Origin of the sequence: Paraburkholderia sp. BL25I1N1 (assembly GCF_003002025.1) — a bacterium.
GTDB lineage: Bacteria > Pseudomonadota > Gammaproteobacteria > Burkholderiales > Burkholderiaceae > Paraburkholderia.
Genome location: NZ_PVZB01000038.1, coordinates 1 through 18,549, shown reverse-complemented (window position 1 = coordinate 18,549; position 18,549 = coordinate 1). Strand labels below are relative to the sequence as shown.

Annotated in this window: 10 protein-coding genes and 3 pseudogenes; 10 read left to right on the top strand and 3 right to left on the bottom strand. The window is 61.6% G+C overall.

Annotation, left to right across the window (positions count from 1 at the left end; genetic code table 11):
• Window positions 1-126: 126 nt before the first annotated feature.
• From B0G73_RS36510 to B0G73_RS36475, 7 genes and pseudogenes are all read left to right on the top strand, one after another.
• Window positions 127-1,605: an efflux transporter outer membrane subunit gene (locus B0G73_RS36510; RefSeq protein WP_106285915.1), complete on the top strand. Its 1,479-nt coding sequence runs from the start codon at window positions 127-129 to the stop codon at window positions 1,603-1,605.
• Window positions 1,602-2,813 carry an efflux RND transporter periplasmic adaptor subunit gene (locus tag B0G73_RS36505; RefSeq protein WP_106285914.1) on the top strand — a complete coding sequence of 404 codons (1,212 nt, stop codon included), beginning with the start codon at window positions 1,602-1,604 and terminating at the stop codon, window positions 2,811-2,813. The genes B0G73_RS36510 and B0G73_RS36505 overlap by 4 nt, the downstream gene beginning before the upstream one ends.
• A complete protein-coding gene (locus tag B0G73_RS36500) occupies window positions 2,810-5,923 on the top strand; it encodes an efflux RND transporter permease subunit (RefSeq protein WP_106285913.1) in 3,114 nt (1,037 codons plus the stop codon). The genes B0G73_RS36505 and B0G73_RS36500 overlap by 4 nt, the downstream gene beginning before the upstream one ends.
• Window positions 5,924-6,061: 138 nt before the next feature.
• Window positions 6,062-6,573, top strand: a pseudogene (locus B0G73_RS36495) (winged helix-turn-helix domain-containing protein); the annotation flags it as partial.
• Window positions 6,574-7,684: 1,111 nt separating this feature from the next.
• Window positions 7,685-8,011, top strand: a complete 327-nt coding sequence (locus B0G73_RS36490; protein WP_181196742.1) for a hypothetical protein — start codon at window positions 7,685-7,687, stop codon at window positions 8,009-8,011.
• A 169-nt stretch (window positions 8,012-8,180) separates the two neighbouring features.
• Window positions 8,181-8,612: pseudogene (locus B0G73_RS36485) on the top strand (methyl-accepting chemotaxis protein); the annotation flags it as partial.
• A gap of 602 nt (window positions 8,613-9,214) precedes the next feature.
• Complete coding sequence (locus B0G73_RS36475) at window positions 9,215-9,808, top strand: bifunctional 2-polyprenyl-6-hydroxyphenol methylase/3-demethylubiquinol 3-O-methyltransferase UbiG (RefSeq protein ID WP_106285912.1); 594 nt, start codon at window positions 9,215-9,217, stop codon at window positions 9,806-9,808.
• Between the two features lie 117 nt (window positions 9,809-9,925).
• Here the strand turns inward: B0G73_RS36475 and B0G73_RS36470 are convergent, their stop codons facing one another.
• On the bottom strand, window positions 9,926-10,900 hold the full coding sequence (locus tag B0G73_RS36470; protein ID WP_106285911.1) for a zinc-binding dehydrogenase: 975 nt from the start codon (window positions 10,898-10,900) through the stop codon (window positions 9,926-9,928).
• Window positions 10,901-10,992: 92 nt separating this feature from the next.
• Between B0G73_RS36470 and B0G73_RS36465 the strand changes: the two genes are divergently transcribed.
• A complete protein-coding gene (locus B0G73_RS36465) occupies window positions 10,993-11,883 on the top strand; it encodes a LysR family transcriptional regulator (RefSeq protein WP_106285910.1) in 891 nt (296 codons plus the stop codon).
• A gap of 381 nt (window positions 11,884-12,264) precedes the next feature.
• On the opposite strand, the gene B0G73_RS36460 is transcribed toward B0G73_RS36465, so the two are convergent.
• Entirely contained in the window at window positions 12,265-13,275 is a 1,011-nt protein-coding gene (locus B0G73_RS36460) for a dienelactone hydrolase family protein (RefSeq protein ID WP_106285909.1), read from the bottom strand.
• Between the two features lie 1,056 nt (window positions 13,276-14,331).
• On the opposite strand from B0G73_RS36460, the pseudogene B0G73_RS36455 reads away from it, so the two are divergent.
• Both B0G73_RS36455 and B0G73_RS36450 read left to right on the top strand, forming a co-directional pair.
• Window positions 14,332-14,943, top strand: a pseudogene (locus B0G73_RS36455) (tyrosine-type recombinase/integrase); the annotation flags it as partial.
• Between the two features lie 252 nt (window positions 14,944-15,195).
• A complete protein-coding gene (locus B0G73_RS36450) occupies window positions 15,196-16,875 on the top strand; it encodes an ABC-F family ATP-binding cassette domain-containing protein (protein WP_106285908.1) in 1,680 nt (559 codons plus the stop codon).
• 310 nt (window positions 16,876-17,185) lie between these two features.
• Here the strand turns inward: B0G73_RS36450 and B0G73_RS36445 are convergent, their stop codons facing one another.
• Window positions 17,186-18,133: a lyase gene (locus B0G73_RS36445; protein WP_258194142.1), complete on the bottom strand. Its 948-nt coding sequence runs from the start codon at window positions 18,131-18,133 to the stop codon at window positions 17,186-17,188.
• Window positions 18,134-18,549 lie beyond the last annotated feature (416 nt).

Sequence of the window (18,549 nt, the reverse complement as noted above, 5' to 3'; positions counted from 1 at the left end):
GCCCCGGCTCAGGCGCGCCGACGCGGCATGTTGCACCGCATTAAATTTTTTTAATCAATGGGCGAAAGCGCCGACAGGACCCGCTGGCTAATCTGGCGACACTTCTAGTTGCCGGAGCGTTCTCCAATGTCAGGACTGTCCCGTTGGGAGCCGCTTTCGCGCGCCGTCAGTCCACCTGCGCGCGTATCGTGCCTGCGCGCCGCCTTATGTGCGCTCGGCCTCGCGTTGCTGGCCGGGTGTTCGCTTGTGTCTGCCTGGCAACGGCCGGGCGCGCCGCTGGCGCAATCCTTCGATGGGGCGGCCGGTGGGTCGCTCGCCGCTACCGTGCCCGTCAGAAGCGGCTGGTGGCGCGAGTATCACGATCCCGCGCTCGACGCGCTGGTCGATCGCAGCCTGCGCAACAACTTCACGCTGGCGTCCGCGATTGCGAGCGTCGAACAGGCGCGCGGCAACGCCGAGAGAGCCGGTGCGCCGCAGTATCCGTCGCTATCGCTCGGCGCCACCTTCTATCGCAGCCACCAGGGACGTGGCTCGACCACGAAAACCCAGAGCCTCTTCGCCGAAGCCAGTTACGAGGTGGACTTCTGGGGCTTCAACGCCGCCAACGCCAGCGCCGCCGACCTGCTCGCGCGCGCCTCCGGGTTCGATTGCGACACGGTGGCGCTGACGCTGACCGCATCGGTCACCGACACCTATTTTCAGGTGCAGAGTCTGCGCCGCCGGCTCGCGATTGCGCGTTCCATTTCCGACGATGCCGCGCACATTCTGCAACTGCTGCTCGCGCAACAGCAGGCGGGCGTCGCGACCGAATTGCAGGTGCAGCAGCAGCGCAACGCGCTCGCCACCTTCCAGGCGGCCGTGCCGGCGCTGCAGCAGCAGCTCGATACCAACATCCATGCGCTTGCGGTGCTGGTGGGCACTGCCCCTGAACAATTCACCGTCAGCGGCGCCGCGCTCGCCGACATCCCGATTCCCGAACCGCGCCCCAATCTGCCCGCGACCCTGCTGGAAACGCGCCCCGACATCCGTTCGAAGGAAGCGCAGTTGCAGTCGGCGAATCAGAGTGTCGGCGCGGCGCGCGCGGCGTTTCTGCCGAACATCGTGCTGACCGCAGACGGTGGTCTGAGCAGCAGGTCACTGTCGCATTTCCTGTCGAGCCCGTTCGCCAGTCTCGCCGCCTCGCTGGCGGCGCCAATTCTCGATGGCGGCGCGCTGCGTGGTCAATTGCACGCGAGTCAGGCGGCCGAAGCGAAGGGCGTCGCGGATTACAGGCAAGCAGTAATAACCGCGCTGCAGGACGTGGAGGACTCGCTCACGGCAGCGCAACAGCAGCAGCTCGCCGAAGTCGCCGACCAGGACGCCGCCGACGCCGCCCGCAAAGCCGCCACGCTCGCGCAAGCCCAGTACAAGCTTGGCACTGTCGACTTTCTGACCGTGCTCGACGCGCAACGCACGCTGTATCTGTCCGAAGACACGCTGGTGCAGGCGCGGCTCGCGCGCCTGCAAGCGTCCGTGAGCCTGTTTCGCGCGTTCGGCGGCGGCTTCGGCGTGACCGACGATAGCGATAGCAGCGCCGCCTCCACCTCTACGTCGTCCCGCTCATGAAATCTGCAGACCTTCCGAACCACGAGGCGCCCCGCGGACGCGGCCGCGCGCCGCTCATCCTGGCGTTCGCCGTCCTCGTCGCGCTGCTGGCAGTGTGGTTGTGGCCGCGGCACCCAGCCGTCAAGGCGGCACCGGCCGTGCCTGTCAACGCCGGTCATCCCGTGAGCCGCGACTTTCCGATTCGCGTCGCCACGGTGGGCACGGTGCTCGCGCTCAATTCCGTGGACGTCAAGGTGCGTGTCGATGGGCAATTGCAGCGCGTCGCCTTCACCGAAGGACAGGACGTGAAAGCCGGCCAGTTGCTCGCACAACTCGATCAGGGACCGCTCACTGCCCAGTTGCACCAGGCGGAAGCGGCGCAGCGCAAGGACCAGGCATCGCTCGATAACGCGCGGCTCGATCTCGCGCGCTACTCCCAACTGGTCGGCATCGGCGGGGCGACGACTCAGGCGGTAGACACCGCGAAGGCGCAAGTCGAGGCCCTCGCCGCGACGGTCGCAGCGGACGCCGCGCTGGTTCAGAGCGACCGGTTGCAACTGAGCTTCACCACGCTCGCGGCGCCGTTCACCGGACGCGTCGGCGCACGCGAGGCCGACATCGGCGCGATAGTGCATCCGGCCGACACGACCGGTATCGTGACCGTTACGCAGATGGAGCCGATCACCGTGCTGTTCTCCGTGCCGCAGGACGTGCTGCCCGAACTGCTCGCGAATCAGGCGAAAGCGCCGCTGGCGGTGAACGTGACCACGCGTTCCGGCAGCACGCCGCTCGCCGACGGCACGCTGGTGTTTATCGACAGCACGGTCGACCCCACGACCGGCCAGATCAGGCTCAAGGCTTCATTCACCAACCAGGACCGCAAGCTGTGGCCCGGCGAACTGGTAAATGCGCGCGTGCTGGTGCGCACCGATACGCAGCGGCTCGCTGTGCCGAGCCGGGCGGTGGTGAACACGCAGAACGGCACGCAACTTTATGTGATCACCGCAAACGGTACGGCGCAGATGCGCCCCGTGCAAACCGGCGTCACCGTCAACGGTATGACGGAGATTCGCAGCGGCATCGCGCGCACGGATCTGGTGGTGTTCGATGGACAAAGCCGGTTGAACCCGGGTGTGCATGTGGCGGCGACCGCGGTTCCCGCCAGTGCCGAAGCGCCGCCCAATGCCAACCCGGCAGACAGCCAGGCTAATCAGGACAATCCGTCATGAGCCTCATGGAATTGTTCATCAAGCGGCGCATCGCGACAAGTTTTCTGGCGATCGCGGTGCTGCTGATCGGCGCGGTGGCGTATTTTCTGCTTCCGGTCGCGCCGCTACCGCAGGTCGACTTTCCGACCATCCAGATCGTTGCGCAACTGCCTGGTGCCAGCGCGGAAACTATGGCGACTTCGGTGGCGACGCCACTGGAGCGGCAACTTTCGCTGATTGCGGGCGTGACGCAGATGACGTCGTCGAGCTCGCTCGGCAACACCAGCATTGCCGTGCAATTCGATCTCTCGCGCGACATCGATGGCGCGGCGCAGGATGTGCAGACGGCGATCAACGCAGCCGGCGGCATGCTGCCGAAGAATCTGCCGAACCCGCCGACCTATCAGAAGGTCAACCCCGCCGACTTCACGTTGCTGTCGCTGGCGCTGACTTCGCCATCGCTCACGCTCACGCAGCTCGACAGCTACGCCGAAGACTATCTCGCGCAACAGATCTCGCAGATGCCTGGCGTCGGTCTCGTTGATTTCCACGGCCAGCAGCGGCCCGCAGTGCGTATTCAGCTCGACCCCGACAAGCTCACCGCGCGCGGCCTGACATTGGAAGATGTGCGCTCGATCGTCGGCGTGCAGACGGTCAATGCACCGAAGGGCAGCCTGAACGGCCCGGATCGCTCGGTGATCTTCAACGCGACCGACCAGATCACGACCGCCTCGCAGTATCGCGATCTGGTGGTCGCGTACAAGAACGGCGCGCCGATTCGCGTGTCCGATCTCGGCACCGTGCTGAACGCCGCCGAGGACAACCAGCAGGCAGCATGGCTTCAGCACGAACGCGCGATCATCCTCGATGTTCACAAGCAGCCGGGCTATAACGTCGTGCAGACGATCGCCAACATCACGGCGAAGCTGCCCGCGCTCGAAGCGATGCTGCCCGCGGCCGCGCATCTGCATGTGGTGGGCGATCGCACGCAAACCATCAACGCGTCAGTGCACGACGTGCAGTTCACGCTAATGCTGACGATCGCACTTGTCGTGATGGTCATCTTCTCGTTTCTGCGCAACCTGTGGGCGACCATCATTCCGAGCCTGACGATTCCGCTGTCGCTGGTCGCCACGTTCGGCGTCATGTATCTGCTCGGCTATAGCCTCGACAATCTGTCGCTGATGGGCTTGACCATCGCGGTAGGCTTCGTGGTGGACGATGCGATCGTCGTGATCGAAAACGTCATGCGGCATATCGAGGAGGGCGTGCCGAGAATGAAGGCCGCCTTGCTTGGCGCGATGGAAGTGCGCTTCACGATCATTTCGATGACCATCTCGCTGATCGCCGTGTTCATCCCGATCCTGTTGATGGGCGGCATCGTCGGGCGGCTGTTCCGCGAATTCGCAGTGACGGTGAGCGCCGCGATAGTGATGTCGGCGCTGGTATCGCTGACCGTTACGCCGATGCTGTGCGGCTGGCTGATCCGTTTGCCCGAGCCGGGTGGCGACGGCCGGATGCGCAGGCTCGAAGCCGGGCTTGAGGCCGTCTTTAGCGCAGTAGAGCGGCGCTACGAGCGCGGCCTCGATTGGGTGCTGGACCGCCAGAAGCTGATGCTGGCTGTCACGGTGGCGACGATCCTCGCCACCGGCGCGTTGTTCGTCGCGATCCCCAAGGGATTTTTCCCGCAGGAGGACTCCGGTCTCATCATGGGCGTCGCCCAGGCCGCGCCGGACATTTCGCCCCGCTCGATGTCGCAGAAGATGCAGCAGGTGGGCCATATCATCGAGGCCGACCCCGCCGTCGACAACGTTTACTACTGGATGGGTGCTAACCCGACCGTGAGCCAGGGGCGCGTCATGATCAACCTGAAACCGTTTGCTCAGCGCAAGGATAGTGCTGTGCAGGTGCTCAATCGTTTAAAGCCGCAGTTGGCCAAGGTCATGGGCATCTCGTTGTCGATGCAGGTCCGGCAGGATATTCAGGTGGGTGGCCGTATCAGCGCCGCGCAGTATCAGTACACGTTGCAGGATCCTGACATCAACGAGTTGGATCACTGGGCGGGCGTACTGACCGATCGCCTGTCGAAGCTGCCGCAACTGGCCGACGTCACGTCCGACCAGCAGGGCGCCGCTACCAGCGCGACACTCGTGATCGATCGCAGCACCGCTTCGCGTTTCGGCATCACGGCGCAAGCCATCGACGACACGCTATACGATGCATTCGGCCAGCGGCAGATTGCGACGCTCTTCACGCAGCTGAATCAGTACCACGTGGTCGAGGAAGTCGATCCCCACTTCCAGTTGACGACCGACGCACTCGCGCATCTCTACGTGCGTTCGCCGCTCACGGGCGAACTGGTGCCGCTCGACACGCTCGCCAGGATCGAAAACAATGTGTCGCCGATTTCGATCAATCACCAGGGGCTTTTCCCCGCCGTGACGATTTCGTTCAATCTGGCGCCGGGGCAGTCGCTTGGCAACGCGGTGGCGGCGATTCGCCAGGCCGAAGTCGCGGCGGGCAAGCCAGATAGCCTGACGGGTTCATTTCAGGGTACCGCGCAGGCGTTCCAGGCGTCGCTTGCCAGCGAACCGTATCTGATCGCCGCGGCGCTCGTGGTGGTGTATCTGATTCTCGGCATCCTGTACGAAAGTGCGATTCACCCGCTCACGATCATTTCGACGCTGCCCTCGGCGGGCGTGGGCGCCTTGCTTGCGTTAATGCTGCGCGGTCAGGATCTGTCGATCATGGGAATGATCGGCATCATCCTGCTGATCGGTATCGTGAAGAAGAACGCGATCATGATGATCGACTTCGCACTCGTGGCCGAGCGCGAGCAGGGTCTGTCGCCGCGAGAAGCGATCCGGCAGGCCTGTGTGCTGCGCTTCCGCCCGATCATGATGACGACGCTCGCCGCGCTGTTCGGCGCGTTGCCGCTTGCGCTCGGGCATGGCGCGGGCGCCGAACTGCGCGTGCCGCTTGGCATAGCGATTGTCGGCGGACTGATCGTTTCGCAGATGCTGACGCTTTTCACCACGCCAGTCGTGCATCTGTGGTTCGACCGTCTGTCGCATTGGCTCGCTGATCGGCGCGCGACGGGCAGTGTGGTCGAGCGGCAGACCGTCAGTTGACCGCCTTGCGCCTGCCGGGGGATTTTCTTTTCTGTCACCACGGCCACCGCCGATGCGGAGAACGCGGGCCGTTGTGGCTTTCGGCGCCTGTCGGATACCGCAGAGCATGGGTGGCACGTCCGGGCAAGTGAAATGAGCATGCTGCCTGAATTAAATGGGCTCGAGGTGCTCAGGCGCATACGTGCACAACAGCACACGCCGTTAACGCTGTTGACAGCGCGGGAAACGGCCGAGGATAGAGTCGTCGAGCTCAAGTGCGGAGCTGAAGATTACCTGTCCAAGCCGTTTGCCTACTCCGAGCTATTGGCCCGGACTCGCGCGCTGCTGCGAAGACGGGTGCAGTCATCGGCGACTAGTCTGCTAGTCGCCGATATGGAAGTCGACGTGATCAGGCGACATGTGCGGCGCGGCAACGTGCGGATAGAATTGACGGCTGAGGAGTTGCTCTGTTGAACCTTCTTGCCGAACATCAGAGGGAGGTGCTGACTCGGGCGTTCGTAATCTCCCAAGTGTGGGACATGAGCTTTGACAGCGGCACGAATATAGTGGAGGTTGCGATCGGACGCATGCGTGCGAAAATCGACGACCCGTTCGAGAGAAAGCTTCTGCACACAGTCCGTGGCATGGGCTATGTGCTGGAGGACAGATCGTCACAGGTGCCGGCGCGCCTATTCGCTCTTGAAGCGGGTGACGCTCGCATTTCCACATCCTGCGCCCTCGGGCGTTGCCACTTGCGCCGAGCGTATCCGGTCAGGATCATCGAGGCGTTCGTTGAAGAGATCGAATTGGGATCACCACGATTCAATAAGCGGTTCCTTTAAGCAGCCCCGTAAGCTAGCCGATTGTTTCGACGAATTGAACTTTGCGAATTATCAACTGTGCAAGGCCGAAGCATGCGCCCCAGTGACCCTGATCAAGACAGATAGCCTGTCGGCAATGGCTTTCGGCGAGGTCAAGACGCCTCTCGTCACGATACGAGGTCGCCAAGCAAAAGAGATGATCGATGGACATGATTGGCGAGCTTCGCATGCGGGAAACGCAACGCGGCGTAACAATGCAATGCGTGCGAGGCGGTGAAGCGGGAGTTCAGACGCCTCCCTTATCCGGTCGCGCAACGGAACGGGGCGGATCGCCGAAGCATAGCAGCGCACTGCGCCGCGCGCGACCTCAAGGCTGACGTTTACCGACAATCGCGTAGACCAGACAACGTAACTTCCCCGTAATCCGATGTCCGTTATCGATGCGGTTCCAGTTGAAGCGAGTGCCGCGCGTTCCGGCACTGCGTGTCGCTTACGTATCGCCCGCGTGACAACGGGGGCAGCAATCAACTGCGAAACGAATTCCGCTTCAAGCTTTCAGGACGGCCACCGCGTCACGGAAGGCGTCAGAAAGATGCATCCTTCTGGCCCAGGACAACCTCGGATGTTCTCAAGAACGCTTTTCTGCTCGCCTGGTACATCTCGACTGCTTCACGTCGTTCTTTCATCATTTGCCGCGCGGACGTAGGCAGGTATTTGATCCATGCATTACGCGCGGCGCCTCCATGCAGCATCACTACGCGCACGCTGGGCAGAAGCGTTACGCATGGTGAACAAACGTTTCTACGCCTGATGTATGTTGCTGAGCTGACGGGTTAGCCTCAATGTACCAAGGGCAAGCATTTCGATTGAACAAAGCAGCGCGCACGACGTCATACGTTTTGAGCGGTCCGCTGCGCAGGGCCGCGCTCGGGTAATTCAACGATGTGATGGAGTTGGGGCTATGAAGATCGGAACGAGCAGTATCGGGGTGTCGATGTCGGCGCTCGTGGCGGCGCTGATGATCAGTGCGGCGGGCGTTGCTTATGCTCAGCAGCCAGGCAACGCCGGCGGCGGCATGAGCGGCGCTGGCGCCGCGGCGGGAACGAGCGTGGGTGCCGGGGCCGGCCCCACCAGTCCAATGCCGGGAGTGGGAACGTCGGCCGGCGCCACAAGCGGCATCGGCTCGGGGCCGGCGCTCAACAACATGAGGGCAAACGGCACGAGCCTGTATATGAACCCCGATCCACGCGCGCCAAATGTGACCGGCAGGGCCGCGCCGCCTCGATAGACTCAGCCTGCTTGGCGATGCAGTTAGTTGGCGGGTAATAGAACTCCCGGAACGGATATCGAACTGATAGAAATTTTGGGAGTTTCGAAGTGGTCGCCAATGAGCACGCCTGATTTCTTTCGTAGCCGTCTGGACGCGATGATCGATCTGCGTCGCATGCCGTGTTGGCAACGAAGATATCGAAGCGGCGCGGGCGGGAGAACAGGGCCGCGGATTTGCGGTCGTGGCAGGCGAAGTGCGCACGCTCGCACAACGCAGCGCGGCGGCGGCGAAAGAGATCAAGGATCTCATTGGCGCTTCGGTAGAGCACGTGTCGAGCGGTTCCAGACTGGTCGAAGAAGCGGGCCGCACGATGGACGACGTAGTGCAGTCCGTCAGACGCGTAACTGATCTCATGGGTGAGATAAGTGCGGCTTCCGGTGAACAACATACGGGCATCGACCAGGTGAACCGGGCAATCGGACGGATGGATGAAGTCACACAGCAGAACGCGGCCTTGGTCGAGGAAGCGTCGGCTGCCGCGCAATCGATGGCTTCGCAATCGAGCACGCTGCGGGAACTGGTAGCGGTTTTCCGCATTCGTGAAAATGCCGAGGTTTGAAGATGCCGCAGACTACTGCAGTCCATATTATCCTTCGTCAGCGACGGCTCCCGACCTACCGCTTCGTTCCAGGAACGCGCCGTCAGTGCTAACCCTGATTGTTGAGTGCGGCGAAGCCTCCCAAGAGCCATACCGGGGGATATTGACGTGCCTTCCCCGGCACACTGCGTGCGCCGAAACTACCTGTATTTCTCAACTGGAGACCATCACGATCACGGCAACGCGACTGGGCGAGCCACATTGCGTCCGACTGAGTAACGTGTACAGTCTTGTGTTCCCGGATCGCAAAAATGGGAGCGCGGGCATGCGACCGCACGAACTGCTGGAAAGCGCGCTTGCGGCATGCATACGCATGTCCAGTGACATCGCTGCCGAACGTGCGGGTACCACACTCGCGACCGTCACAATGCATAATGGCCATTGACCGGCAAAATCGCCAAACTGGGTTTGACGTGTCCCGCCAGTTCGCGACAGCACCGTCCCCGGCGCATCACGCGCTGGTTCGTTAGGCAGTGAAAACATCTCCCTTTGCGCGGACGCTCGGCAAGGCGGTAGCCATTCGTCCGGCCGAAATCGTCACCAGTTGATCAGCGGCATTAGTCATGGACAAACAGACCATCGAAGCCTACACGACAGGCGCGCGTCAATTTGCGGCTAAGTGGCGCAACCAGCCCCAGCCGACCGACATGTGCGCGCTGTTGCATCGCTACTTCACCCCAGGCGGTAAAACTGCAGACATCGGTTGCGGCGCGGGCCGCGACGTTGCATGGCTAAACGATCACGGCATTCCCAGCGTTGGCTACGACGCGACCGAAGGACTACTTGAACAAGCCGCGACCGATTTTCCGTCGCTGGTTTTCAAGCGCGCGGCGCTTCCGGCGCTAGACGCGATCGGCAGGGAGACGTATGACAACGTCCTGTGCGAAACCGTCATCATGCATTTGCCAGCGGATGAGATTACCCCAGCCTGTGCGCGTCTGTTCGAAATTCTCAGGCCGGCGGGAACGCTGTATTTGAGCTGGCGAGTCGCAGAAACGGCGTCCACTCGCAATGCCGCTGGCCGACTCTACGCTGAGTTCGACGCCGCGTGGGTCATGGCAGGTCTTGGCGATGCAGAATTCCTGTTCGACGACGAAGCGGTGAACCTCTCTTCCGGCAGGCGGGTGCATCGACTTATTGCCCGACGGCGTGGTTGATGTTGCCGGGCTACATGCTGAATGTCCGAAGTCGCCCCAAGACAAGTTGTCGCCCATCCTTGCGCCGAAGCTCGCTTGTGGATCAAGTCCCCCGGTCGGTTCGTTTTCGTCAACCGGCTAGATTACTACGACGAACTTGCCTTTCGCCTCATTGCGCTCCATCAGTTGGTGAGCCATCGGTACATCGCTCAGACTGAATACACGTGTCGGGCGGCCTCGATACTGATTCATTGCCGCAAAGTCCACGATTTGCTGCATAGGCACGTCCGACAACGGGAATTCCGGGATCCCGAAATCAAAACTACCAAAAAAACTCATGTGCACGCCGCTCGGCATCTGGCCAAGCGGGTTGAACCCTGTAAGGGGAGCAAGTCCTCCGAGAAACCCTGCTAGGCACACGCGACCGCCCCGGCGCGTGGCGCGCAACGAATCGAGAACCGTACTGTTCCCGACAAGATCGAGAACGGCGTCGGCCTTGCCGCCTGGCCAATCAGACGCGGCAAGCAGATCGCCAGTTGTCGTCACGACGTGCGCGGCGCCCAGCGAACGCAGCAGTGTTTCATTGCCTGATCGACGGGTGGTCGCGATCACATCGGCACCAAGTTCACGCGCTATGTCGATGGCTGCCTGCCCGAGGGCCGAGGTGCCTCCGCGCACGACCAGTCGCTGTCCGGCTTTCAATTCCAGATTCCGGTGGAGGCAGGTCCAGCCGACCGCATAGGTTTCCGGGAGCGCAGCGAGAATGTCCCAATCGAGCGTCGTTTCGATTGCGACAACGTTGGAGGCAGGTACCGCGACATACTCGGCATAGCTGCCGTTGATTGTTCGTCCCATCCCCCCCATCAATGCCATCACCGTCTGCCCCTCACGGTGAGCCCCGGTCGTGTCCGATACAACGGTCCCAACGCATTCGATCCCGCTGATTTCAGCAACGGCCCCCCACAGCCCTTGCCGCATATAAAGTTCAGCCCGGTTCAGCCCAAAGGCGCGGACGCGAACCAGGATGCACCCTGGTTTCACTGACGGCTCTGGCACCTCGACAACTTTCAGCACTTCGGGACCACCGAATCCATTACGCATGACAGCTTTCATGCCGATCTCCCCAGTTGGAGTGCCAATGGTAGGATCGATCTTGATCTATAAAAATTACTTAGTTTCGACAGACACTGAAGCATCACACGACAATGAATGAACCTACGCTATTCCAGTTGCAATGCTTCGAGGCGTTAGTGAGCGAGGGGAGCTTTGCGGCGGCCGCGGCGCACCTGAACCGGACGCACCCAACGGTCCACGCGGCTGTGGCAGCGCTGGAAGCGCAGGTAGGTATGGTATTGCTGGACAGAACAGGATATCGAGTCTCGCTGACAGCGCAAGGCGCGGCGTTTTGCTCTCGCGCGACAGTCTTTCTTGGTCAATACGAGAGTCTGCGGCGCGAAGCGGCCCAGCTCGCCGCAGGACAGGAAGCCGAGTTGCGTGTGGTCGTCGGGGACCTGTGTCCATTGCCCGAAACGTTGGGTTCGCTGAGGCGGTTCTTTGAGACCAGTGCCGGCACGCGCCTGACCTTATTATTCGAGGCCATCAGCGGTCCGTGGGAACGGCTACGAGATGGCGAGTGTGACCTGTTCTTTCATCACCTCGACAAACCGTCGCCTGAGATCGAAGCCATCGAACTTTTCGAGGTTCACCTCGTGCCGGTCGCCGCGCCGGGGTTCATCAAGCCGCGTCTTGACGGATCCATCACGATTGATGACCTGAGGCCCTACGTTCAGTGCGTCATTCGTGACACAAGCAGGCAGCCCTCGGCCGCCAGTTACTATCTGATCGAAGGCGCGCCGGCCTGTACCGTACCTGATCAGTTGATGAAGCGCGAACTGATTGTGCAAGGGCTCGCGTGGGGCCACATGCCGTCTCATCTGGTTGCAGACGATCTGATGGAGCATCGGCTGGTGTCGCTGGAGGGACGGAATCTGCGCGGCGCAGCGCTCAAGCACTACGCGGCGCGCCGGCGGCACGCCGTCCACGGGCCCGTCGCGCAGACGCTGTGGACGCAGTTGCAGGAGCTAAAGATTGGTTGAATGTCGTGATTCGCTCGACTAGCCGTTGTGATGCACACCGGCTGCCATCGAATTTCGCGAGCGTCCTTTGCATAGTGTAATCGCCCAGGTGCTCAATTCGATCGCATGTCACCGCCAGTGATTCCGCCCAAGGTGAGAAAGGGGGATCTCGTCGAAATGCGCGCCCAAACCTTGGCTTAACGAGGGGCACAAGACGCCTTTTTTGTCGAGGCCGGCATGGCGAGGGAAGCGGCAGAATTGCTGTGCTCGGGCTGTGGACTGGCCGTTCGTCCGCGGTTGTGAGCGCTGGCTGTTCGCAGACACGGTCGCTGGCGCGCAAACCAGCGCGACTGGGCGACTATGTTGAGGTGCCCCTGGGGCGGACCTGACCGACCGGGCGAGTTATAAATTTGTCCGCAGGAACTCCACTACCTCATCGTCGATCTGGCGATGAATCTCCACACGATCGATCCCGGGCGCATCCCGGCAGATCAGTGCCACACTGGCTGCGACCGAGGCCGGACAAGGATCAATGAAAACGAAGTGGTTGCCTGGCACGATGTGGACTGCAGGCGGTGCGGGCAAGCCTGACACAACGGCAAGAGCGTTTCTCGCAGAACCAAGATAGCTGTCGTCCTGCGGTCGATAGAGCATCGTCGGTATGCGTACAGCGGACAAGCCAGATCCCTCAAACATCATGGCCAGCGGATCCATCAGCACCAAGGCCTTCAGGCGGCGATCAACGGGCGGTTGCCAGGCTACCAGTTCAGCGGGTACGGCCGTTTTACCTTGGGCGCCGTTCGTACCATTGCCGGATGCTGAACGCGGACATGATCCCGGATCATCGTGGTTCGCGCAGTACGCACTGGCGTACGCAAAGTCGGGTTTCGCTCCCGCCAGAATCAGCGCAGTGTAGCCACCTGCCGAGTATCCGATCACTCCAATTCGGTCGACATCGGCGCTCGCCGAAAACCGTGGATCTGTGAGGACTGCATTGAGCGCGGCCTCCGCCTGTCGGGGGCGATCGATCAGAATCTGGGCTTGGGATAGTGCTCGGGGATAGCCTGAAGCGTCACCAGCATGCGTCGGCAAGACGACGATAAATCCGGCACGAGCCAGAGTTGCGGCCAATTCACGATGGCTGAAGGGGCCGCCGCCTCGTCCGTGTGAAATCAATACAACGGGGAAGCGGCCATTCGGTACAGGCGAGGCATTGCGCGTCGCCTCAACAGTAAACAGGCCCGCTTGCCACGGAACCTCACGTTCATGCGTAGGGTAAAAGATCACCGTGTCGAAAGAGGCAGCCTCGCCCACTCCCGTGAGCCGGATTACCCCTGCGTTAAAAGCGGCCGGTTCAGCCAGCGCGGAACACGTACACAGGACGGTCACTATAAGCGATGCTAACCAGCGCATGGCGATTCTCCCGAGCGGCCGGAACGGCAGGCGGAGAATAACAGAACGTTGTGACAGGTTCGCTTATCCTTGGCGTCAAGTGACATCAATGAAACCACAAGGAATCCGATCTGGGCCAAAAAAAACGGCGCAAGCCATTGGCCGTTCGCCGCGACGTAGCAACAGTCAGGAGTGCTCGAAGACTACAGTCGCGACGGGATAAAGGCACGCATCGCCGGGATTCCCAGGCCGGCGCAGCAGTTCGTCAGCGATGTCTTGCAACGCACGGTGTGGGCCATGCGGCGTAGTGGTGGAGGACAAGCGGACAAACCTGGCCCCGTGTGTGGTGCCAGTCTATCGGGAAGGGAAAGGTGGCATGCGAGCGGTGAGTACGTTTCCAGGAGGTCGAACTTTCATGTACTCGAAAACGTACTCATTCGATGTCACCTTATGATGGGATACGAGCATCTTCCAGGGACCTCCAAAAACAAAAAGCCCGCGAAGCGGGCATTTTTACGGACATCGTCCAGCAACTAATCTGAATCTATTTTTATGGTACCCAGGAGAGGACCAAAATGAAATGCGTAATTGGTTGATTTACAAGGAAAATATTGGCATGACTGCGGGCCCGTATACTCGCGAACGTACTCAATCGTGGCGCACTTGAATTTTTTGTTGCTTGTCGCAAAAGCGCAACATGCGCTTGCGCGGAGTACAGTGGCGATCGCCTGCACGTCAGCGCCCCCGTACCTTCCGAATTAATGGCCGATAGTTGGGTGGGATCCGACGTCTGAGTGTCCGAGCGACGGTGAGAGCGAAACTCTGCATATCTGCCGGTGGATTGTCGACGACCTGACCAGCGGCAACGGGTCGACAGCACGCGTTCGCGGATGTGAGAGTCGCCGCTGCGGATCCGGCTCCGGCGAACGGCCGGTTGGCAGCGCGCAGCCGCCTGCTCAGGGTCGGTAACTGAGCGTCGGCAACGGCCGATTCGGGTAAGAAGACGGGACGGGACCCGGTATGGCGGAAAAATAACGGCAGACAATATATCTCCCATCAACTCAAGGGGAGTCTGTCATGGGAAGCATTCAAAACCGGGAGCCTTGGAACAAGGACAAGCTGATCGGTCAGAAGCCGCCGTTGAAGCCAAAAGACGTCTGGGCAATCCGGATTCACCTGCAGAACGCGCATGCGGTTCGCGATCTTGCGTTATTCAATCTTGCGATCGACAGCAAGCTGCGCGGTTGCGATCCCGTCAACCTGCATGTCCGCGACGTGACTCACGGAAATCAGGTACTGCCGCGTGCGATGATAATGCAGAGCAAGACCAAACGGCCCGTGCAGTTTGAGGTCACGGCGCCGGCTCGCACTGCCGTTGCTGCATGGATTGAGAAAGGCAGGCTGAGGTCGGATCAGTACCTATTCCCGAGTCGGCTTTCTCGCTCGCTGCACATTTCGACGCGGTAATACGCCAGGATGGTTCACCAGTGGGTCGCTGCAATCGATCTTTATCCGACCGCTTACGGCACGCACACGATGCGCCGGACGAAGGCCACCTTGATTTACAAGCGTACGAAGAACCTTAGAGCCGTTCAACTCCTCCTTGGTCACAGCAAATTGGAAAGCACCGTTCGATATCTCGGGATTGAGGTCGACGATGCCCTCGAGATATCTGAGCAGACCGAAATCCAAGATCGGGGCGCGGCTGCGCGACAGTTTGCTGGCCGCCAGCCGCGCTTGCGCAACGGCTGAACCCCGCGTTTCGACCGAGATCCGTCACCCACCGCTAAGTTCGCTGGCGCCGCAGCTGGAACGTCCGGTGCACCATGGCCTGCCTCACTTTGTTGCCGGTGGGCGTCGCAAAGCGCAAGCGGATCAGAAAAGACACAGTCCTGCACACCCGGTCGGCTATCATGCCAATCCTCTCCGAAGTAGCTTCTTATGATCTCCGTCCGTAATCTCACGCTGCGCCGCGGCGTTAATGTCGTACTCGACCGCGCATCTATCACCTTCACCCCTGGCGAAAAAATTGGTCTTGTCGGGCGCAATGGCGCCGGTAAATCGTCCTTCTTCGGCCTTCTCAACGGCACGCTGCACGAAGACAGCGGCGAGTTCTCGATTCCCGCTGCGTGGAAGATGGGCCAGGTCGCGCAGGAGATGCCGGAGACCGGGCAGAGTGCGACCGACTTCGTAGTCGAGGGTGACACCGGGCTGCTGGCCGCGCAGGCCGAAGTAGCCGCCGCTGAGGCCAGCGACGATGGCATGCGCATGGCACACGCCTACATGGCCCTACACGACGCCGGTGCACACGATGCCCCCGCACGTGCTCAAGCGCTGATCCTGGGCCTTGGTTTCAGTGCTGCGCAGCTTAGCCACCCGGTCAACAGCTTCTCCGGCGGCTGGCGCATGCGACTGCAACTGGCGCGCGCGCTCATGTGTCCGTCCGACCTGCTGCTACTCGACGAGCCGACCAATCACCTCGATCTCGACGCGCTGGTCTGGCTGGAAGCCTGGCTCAGGCGCTATCAGGGAACGCTCGTAGTGATCAGCCACGACCGCGAATTCCTCGACGCGGTGACGCAGGTGACAGTGCACGTCGACAACGCCACGCTTGTGCGTTATGGCGGCAATTACAGCAGGTTCGAAGACATGCGTGCCGAGCAACTCGTGTTGCAGCAGGCCGCGGTGGCGAGGCAGGCGGACAAGATCGCGCACCTGCAGAAATTCATCGACCGCTTCAAGGCCAAGGCCTCGAAGGCGAAACAGGCGCAGAGCCGGGTCAAGGCGCTCGAGCGCATGGAGAAGATCGCACCGGTGCTTGCCGATGCGGAGTTCAACTTCGAGTTCAAGGAGCCCCTCAACGTGCCGAACCCACTGTTGTCGATGCTGGACGCGAGCTTCGGCTACCCCGCGCCGACCGGCGCACTGCCGGGCACGCCGCCCACGGTCATCGTGCGGGGCATCAACCGTTCCGTTCTGGCCGGGCAGCGCATCGGCATTCTCGGTGCCAACGGCCAGGGCAAGTCCACGCTGGTGAAGACGGTGGCGCACGCGCTTACGCCGATTGCCGGCGAAATCAGCGAAGGCAAAGGCCTGAACATCGGCTACTTCGCCCAGCAGGAACTCGACGTGCTGCGCCCGCTCGACACGCCGATGGAACACATGATCCGCCTTGCCAGGGACACGCCGGTTCAAATGCGCGCCCCCGGCCAGAGTGGAACCGAACAATCGCTTCGCACCTTCCTCGGCACCTTCAACTTCAGTGGCGACATGGTCCATCAGGCGGTTGGCACGATGAGCGGCGGCGAAAAGGCGCGGCTCGTGTTGTGCATGATCGTGTGGCAGCGTCCCAACCTTCTGCTACTCGATGAGCCCACCAACCACCTCGACCTGGCCACACGCGAAGCGCTAGCCATGGCGCTCAACGAATTCGAGGGCACGGTGATGCTGGTCAGTCACGACCGGGCCCTGCTGCGCGCCGTATGTGACGAGTTCTGGCTGGTCACCAAGGGCGGCGTCGAGCCCTTCGACGGGGATCTGGACGATTACCAGCAGTTCCTGCGCGACGAAGCCCGTCGCATGCGCGAGCAGGCTGCCGCAGAGCAGAAGGCCATCGCCTGAGTTACCTCTTGGCGGGTGGCGCGTTGCATGAGAGGCGAAGCGCGGACGACCGGGCTCAAACTCTACGCCAGCGTGCTGTTATCAACTTAAACCAACCAGCCTCCACGATCCCCGGCGGCAACTCTGTCCCCTGTCGCCTTAACCCGAGCGTGGCTCGTGCCTCACGGTCCCGCTGGACGGATTTTTGCCCCTGTTCGGGAATTTGCCGCAGCGTCATGCCACTAGGCGCCATTCAGTTTGTCAGGATCGGCATCGGGATCGGAATCCTCTGTCATGGAGTTACCTGGAGACCGTAACAGTCGCTGGGGCGTCACTTGCTGCCGACAACCGCTGCGCCGGACCGGTAGCGCAGCAAGTGATCCGTTCCAGACTCGGACAGCCAGACTTCTCCCGGCCGGCCCATCATCTGGCGTACGTTCGCGTGTGGGCGCGGCAGCGCAAACATCTCGAACCGTTCCGTTTGTGGGTCGAAGCGCACCAGCGCGTTAGCGCTCCATTCGCTGAGCCAGACGATGTCCTTGTCGTCGACGAATACCGCATACACATGCGGATCGGAGCCCGGCAGTTTCCATTCGCGCCACCGATGCGCCGCCGGGTCGAACATGCCCACCTTTCCTGCGTTCCACTCGCTGATCCAGACGCGTCCTTTTGAATCGGACCATACCCGGCGCGCTCCTTGTTCCGGTGTTGGTGGCGCGATGACTTGCGCCGCGCCGCTCTGCGGATCGATGCGGCCGAGGTAGCTGCCAGCTAGTGAAGCGAAGTACAAGCTGCCGTCAGGGGTGACGCAGATTCCATAGGCACCCGGCCCGCGCGGCGCATTGAACACGCGCATGCTGCCGCTTCCCGGGTCAAGCTCACCATAGATTCCGCCTTGTCCGGTAAACCACAGGTGCCCGCGTTTGTCGAAAACGGCCGTGTTCAGGTTGGCGTTCTGTCGGTCCTTGGGCAACGGGAAGCGCGCGACAGCGAGCGTCTTCGAATCGACGCGGACGATCGCGTTCAGCCCGCCGTCGGTAATCCACGCTGCTCCATCCGGACCGACGATCACGCCGTGCGGCGCCGATCCGTTGCCGAGCGGGACCCGCTCCGTCTTGCCGCTGTGCGGGTCCAGCCTTCCGACTGCGCCTTGCGCCTGCGCGGTGTACCAGACGGCGCCGCCAGGCTCTGGCGCGACATCGTGCGGTGCGCTGCCGGAGGGGACGGCGAACGAGTCGAACGAAGTGGACTGAGCCTGCACTGAACCAATTGCTAACATCGCGCCAACAAGAACCGACGCAAAATTTCGGAAGAACCAGGACTCGCGGATTTCCTTCACCGTCGCCGAAGCCGCTGCATTTGCGATGTGAATCACGTCCGCCTCCGTAACCAGAATTGGTTGCACACTGGTGCCCAGCTTATTGTAGGCACTAACCGGAAGAATTCTCGCGTTGGGCGTGGCCAAGGCGTGTGGCAGGCATTCGGCTGCGATTACCGGGGGGCTCGGTGGCCGCTGACGCAACAACAATACTGTTCTAGTTCGTGCGAGCCAAGGCCAGGCCGCGCGCGGTGTCAGTCCTATGGAGGCGAATATGTGAATTCGGCCAGTTTCGGCCTTTGGCCCAACCATCCGCACAGACGTTCGAACGGCGGCTTTACCCCGGACCGCGGTCCAGGTAAGCGCAGCGTTCGGTT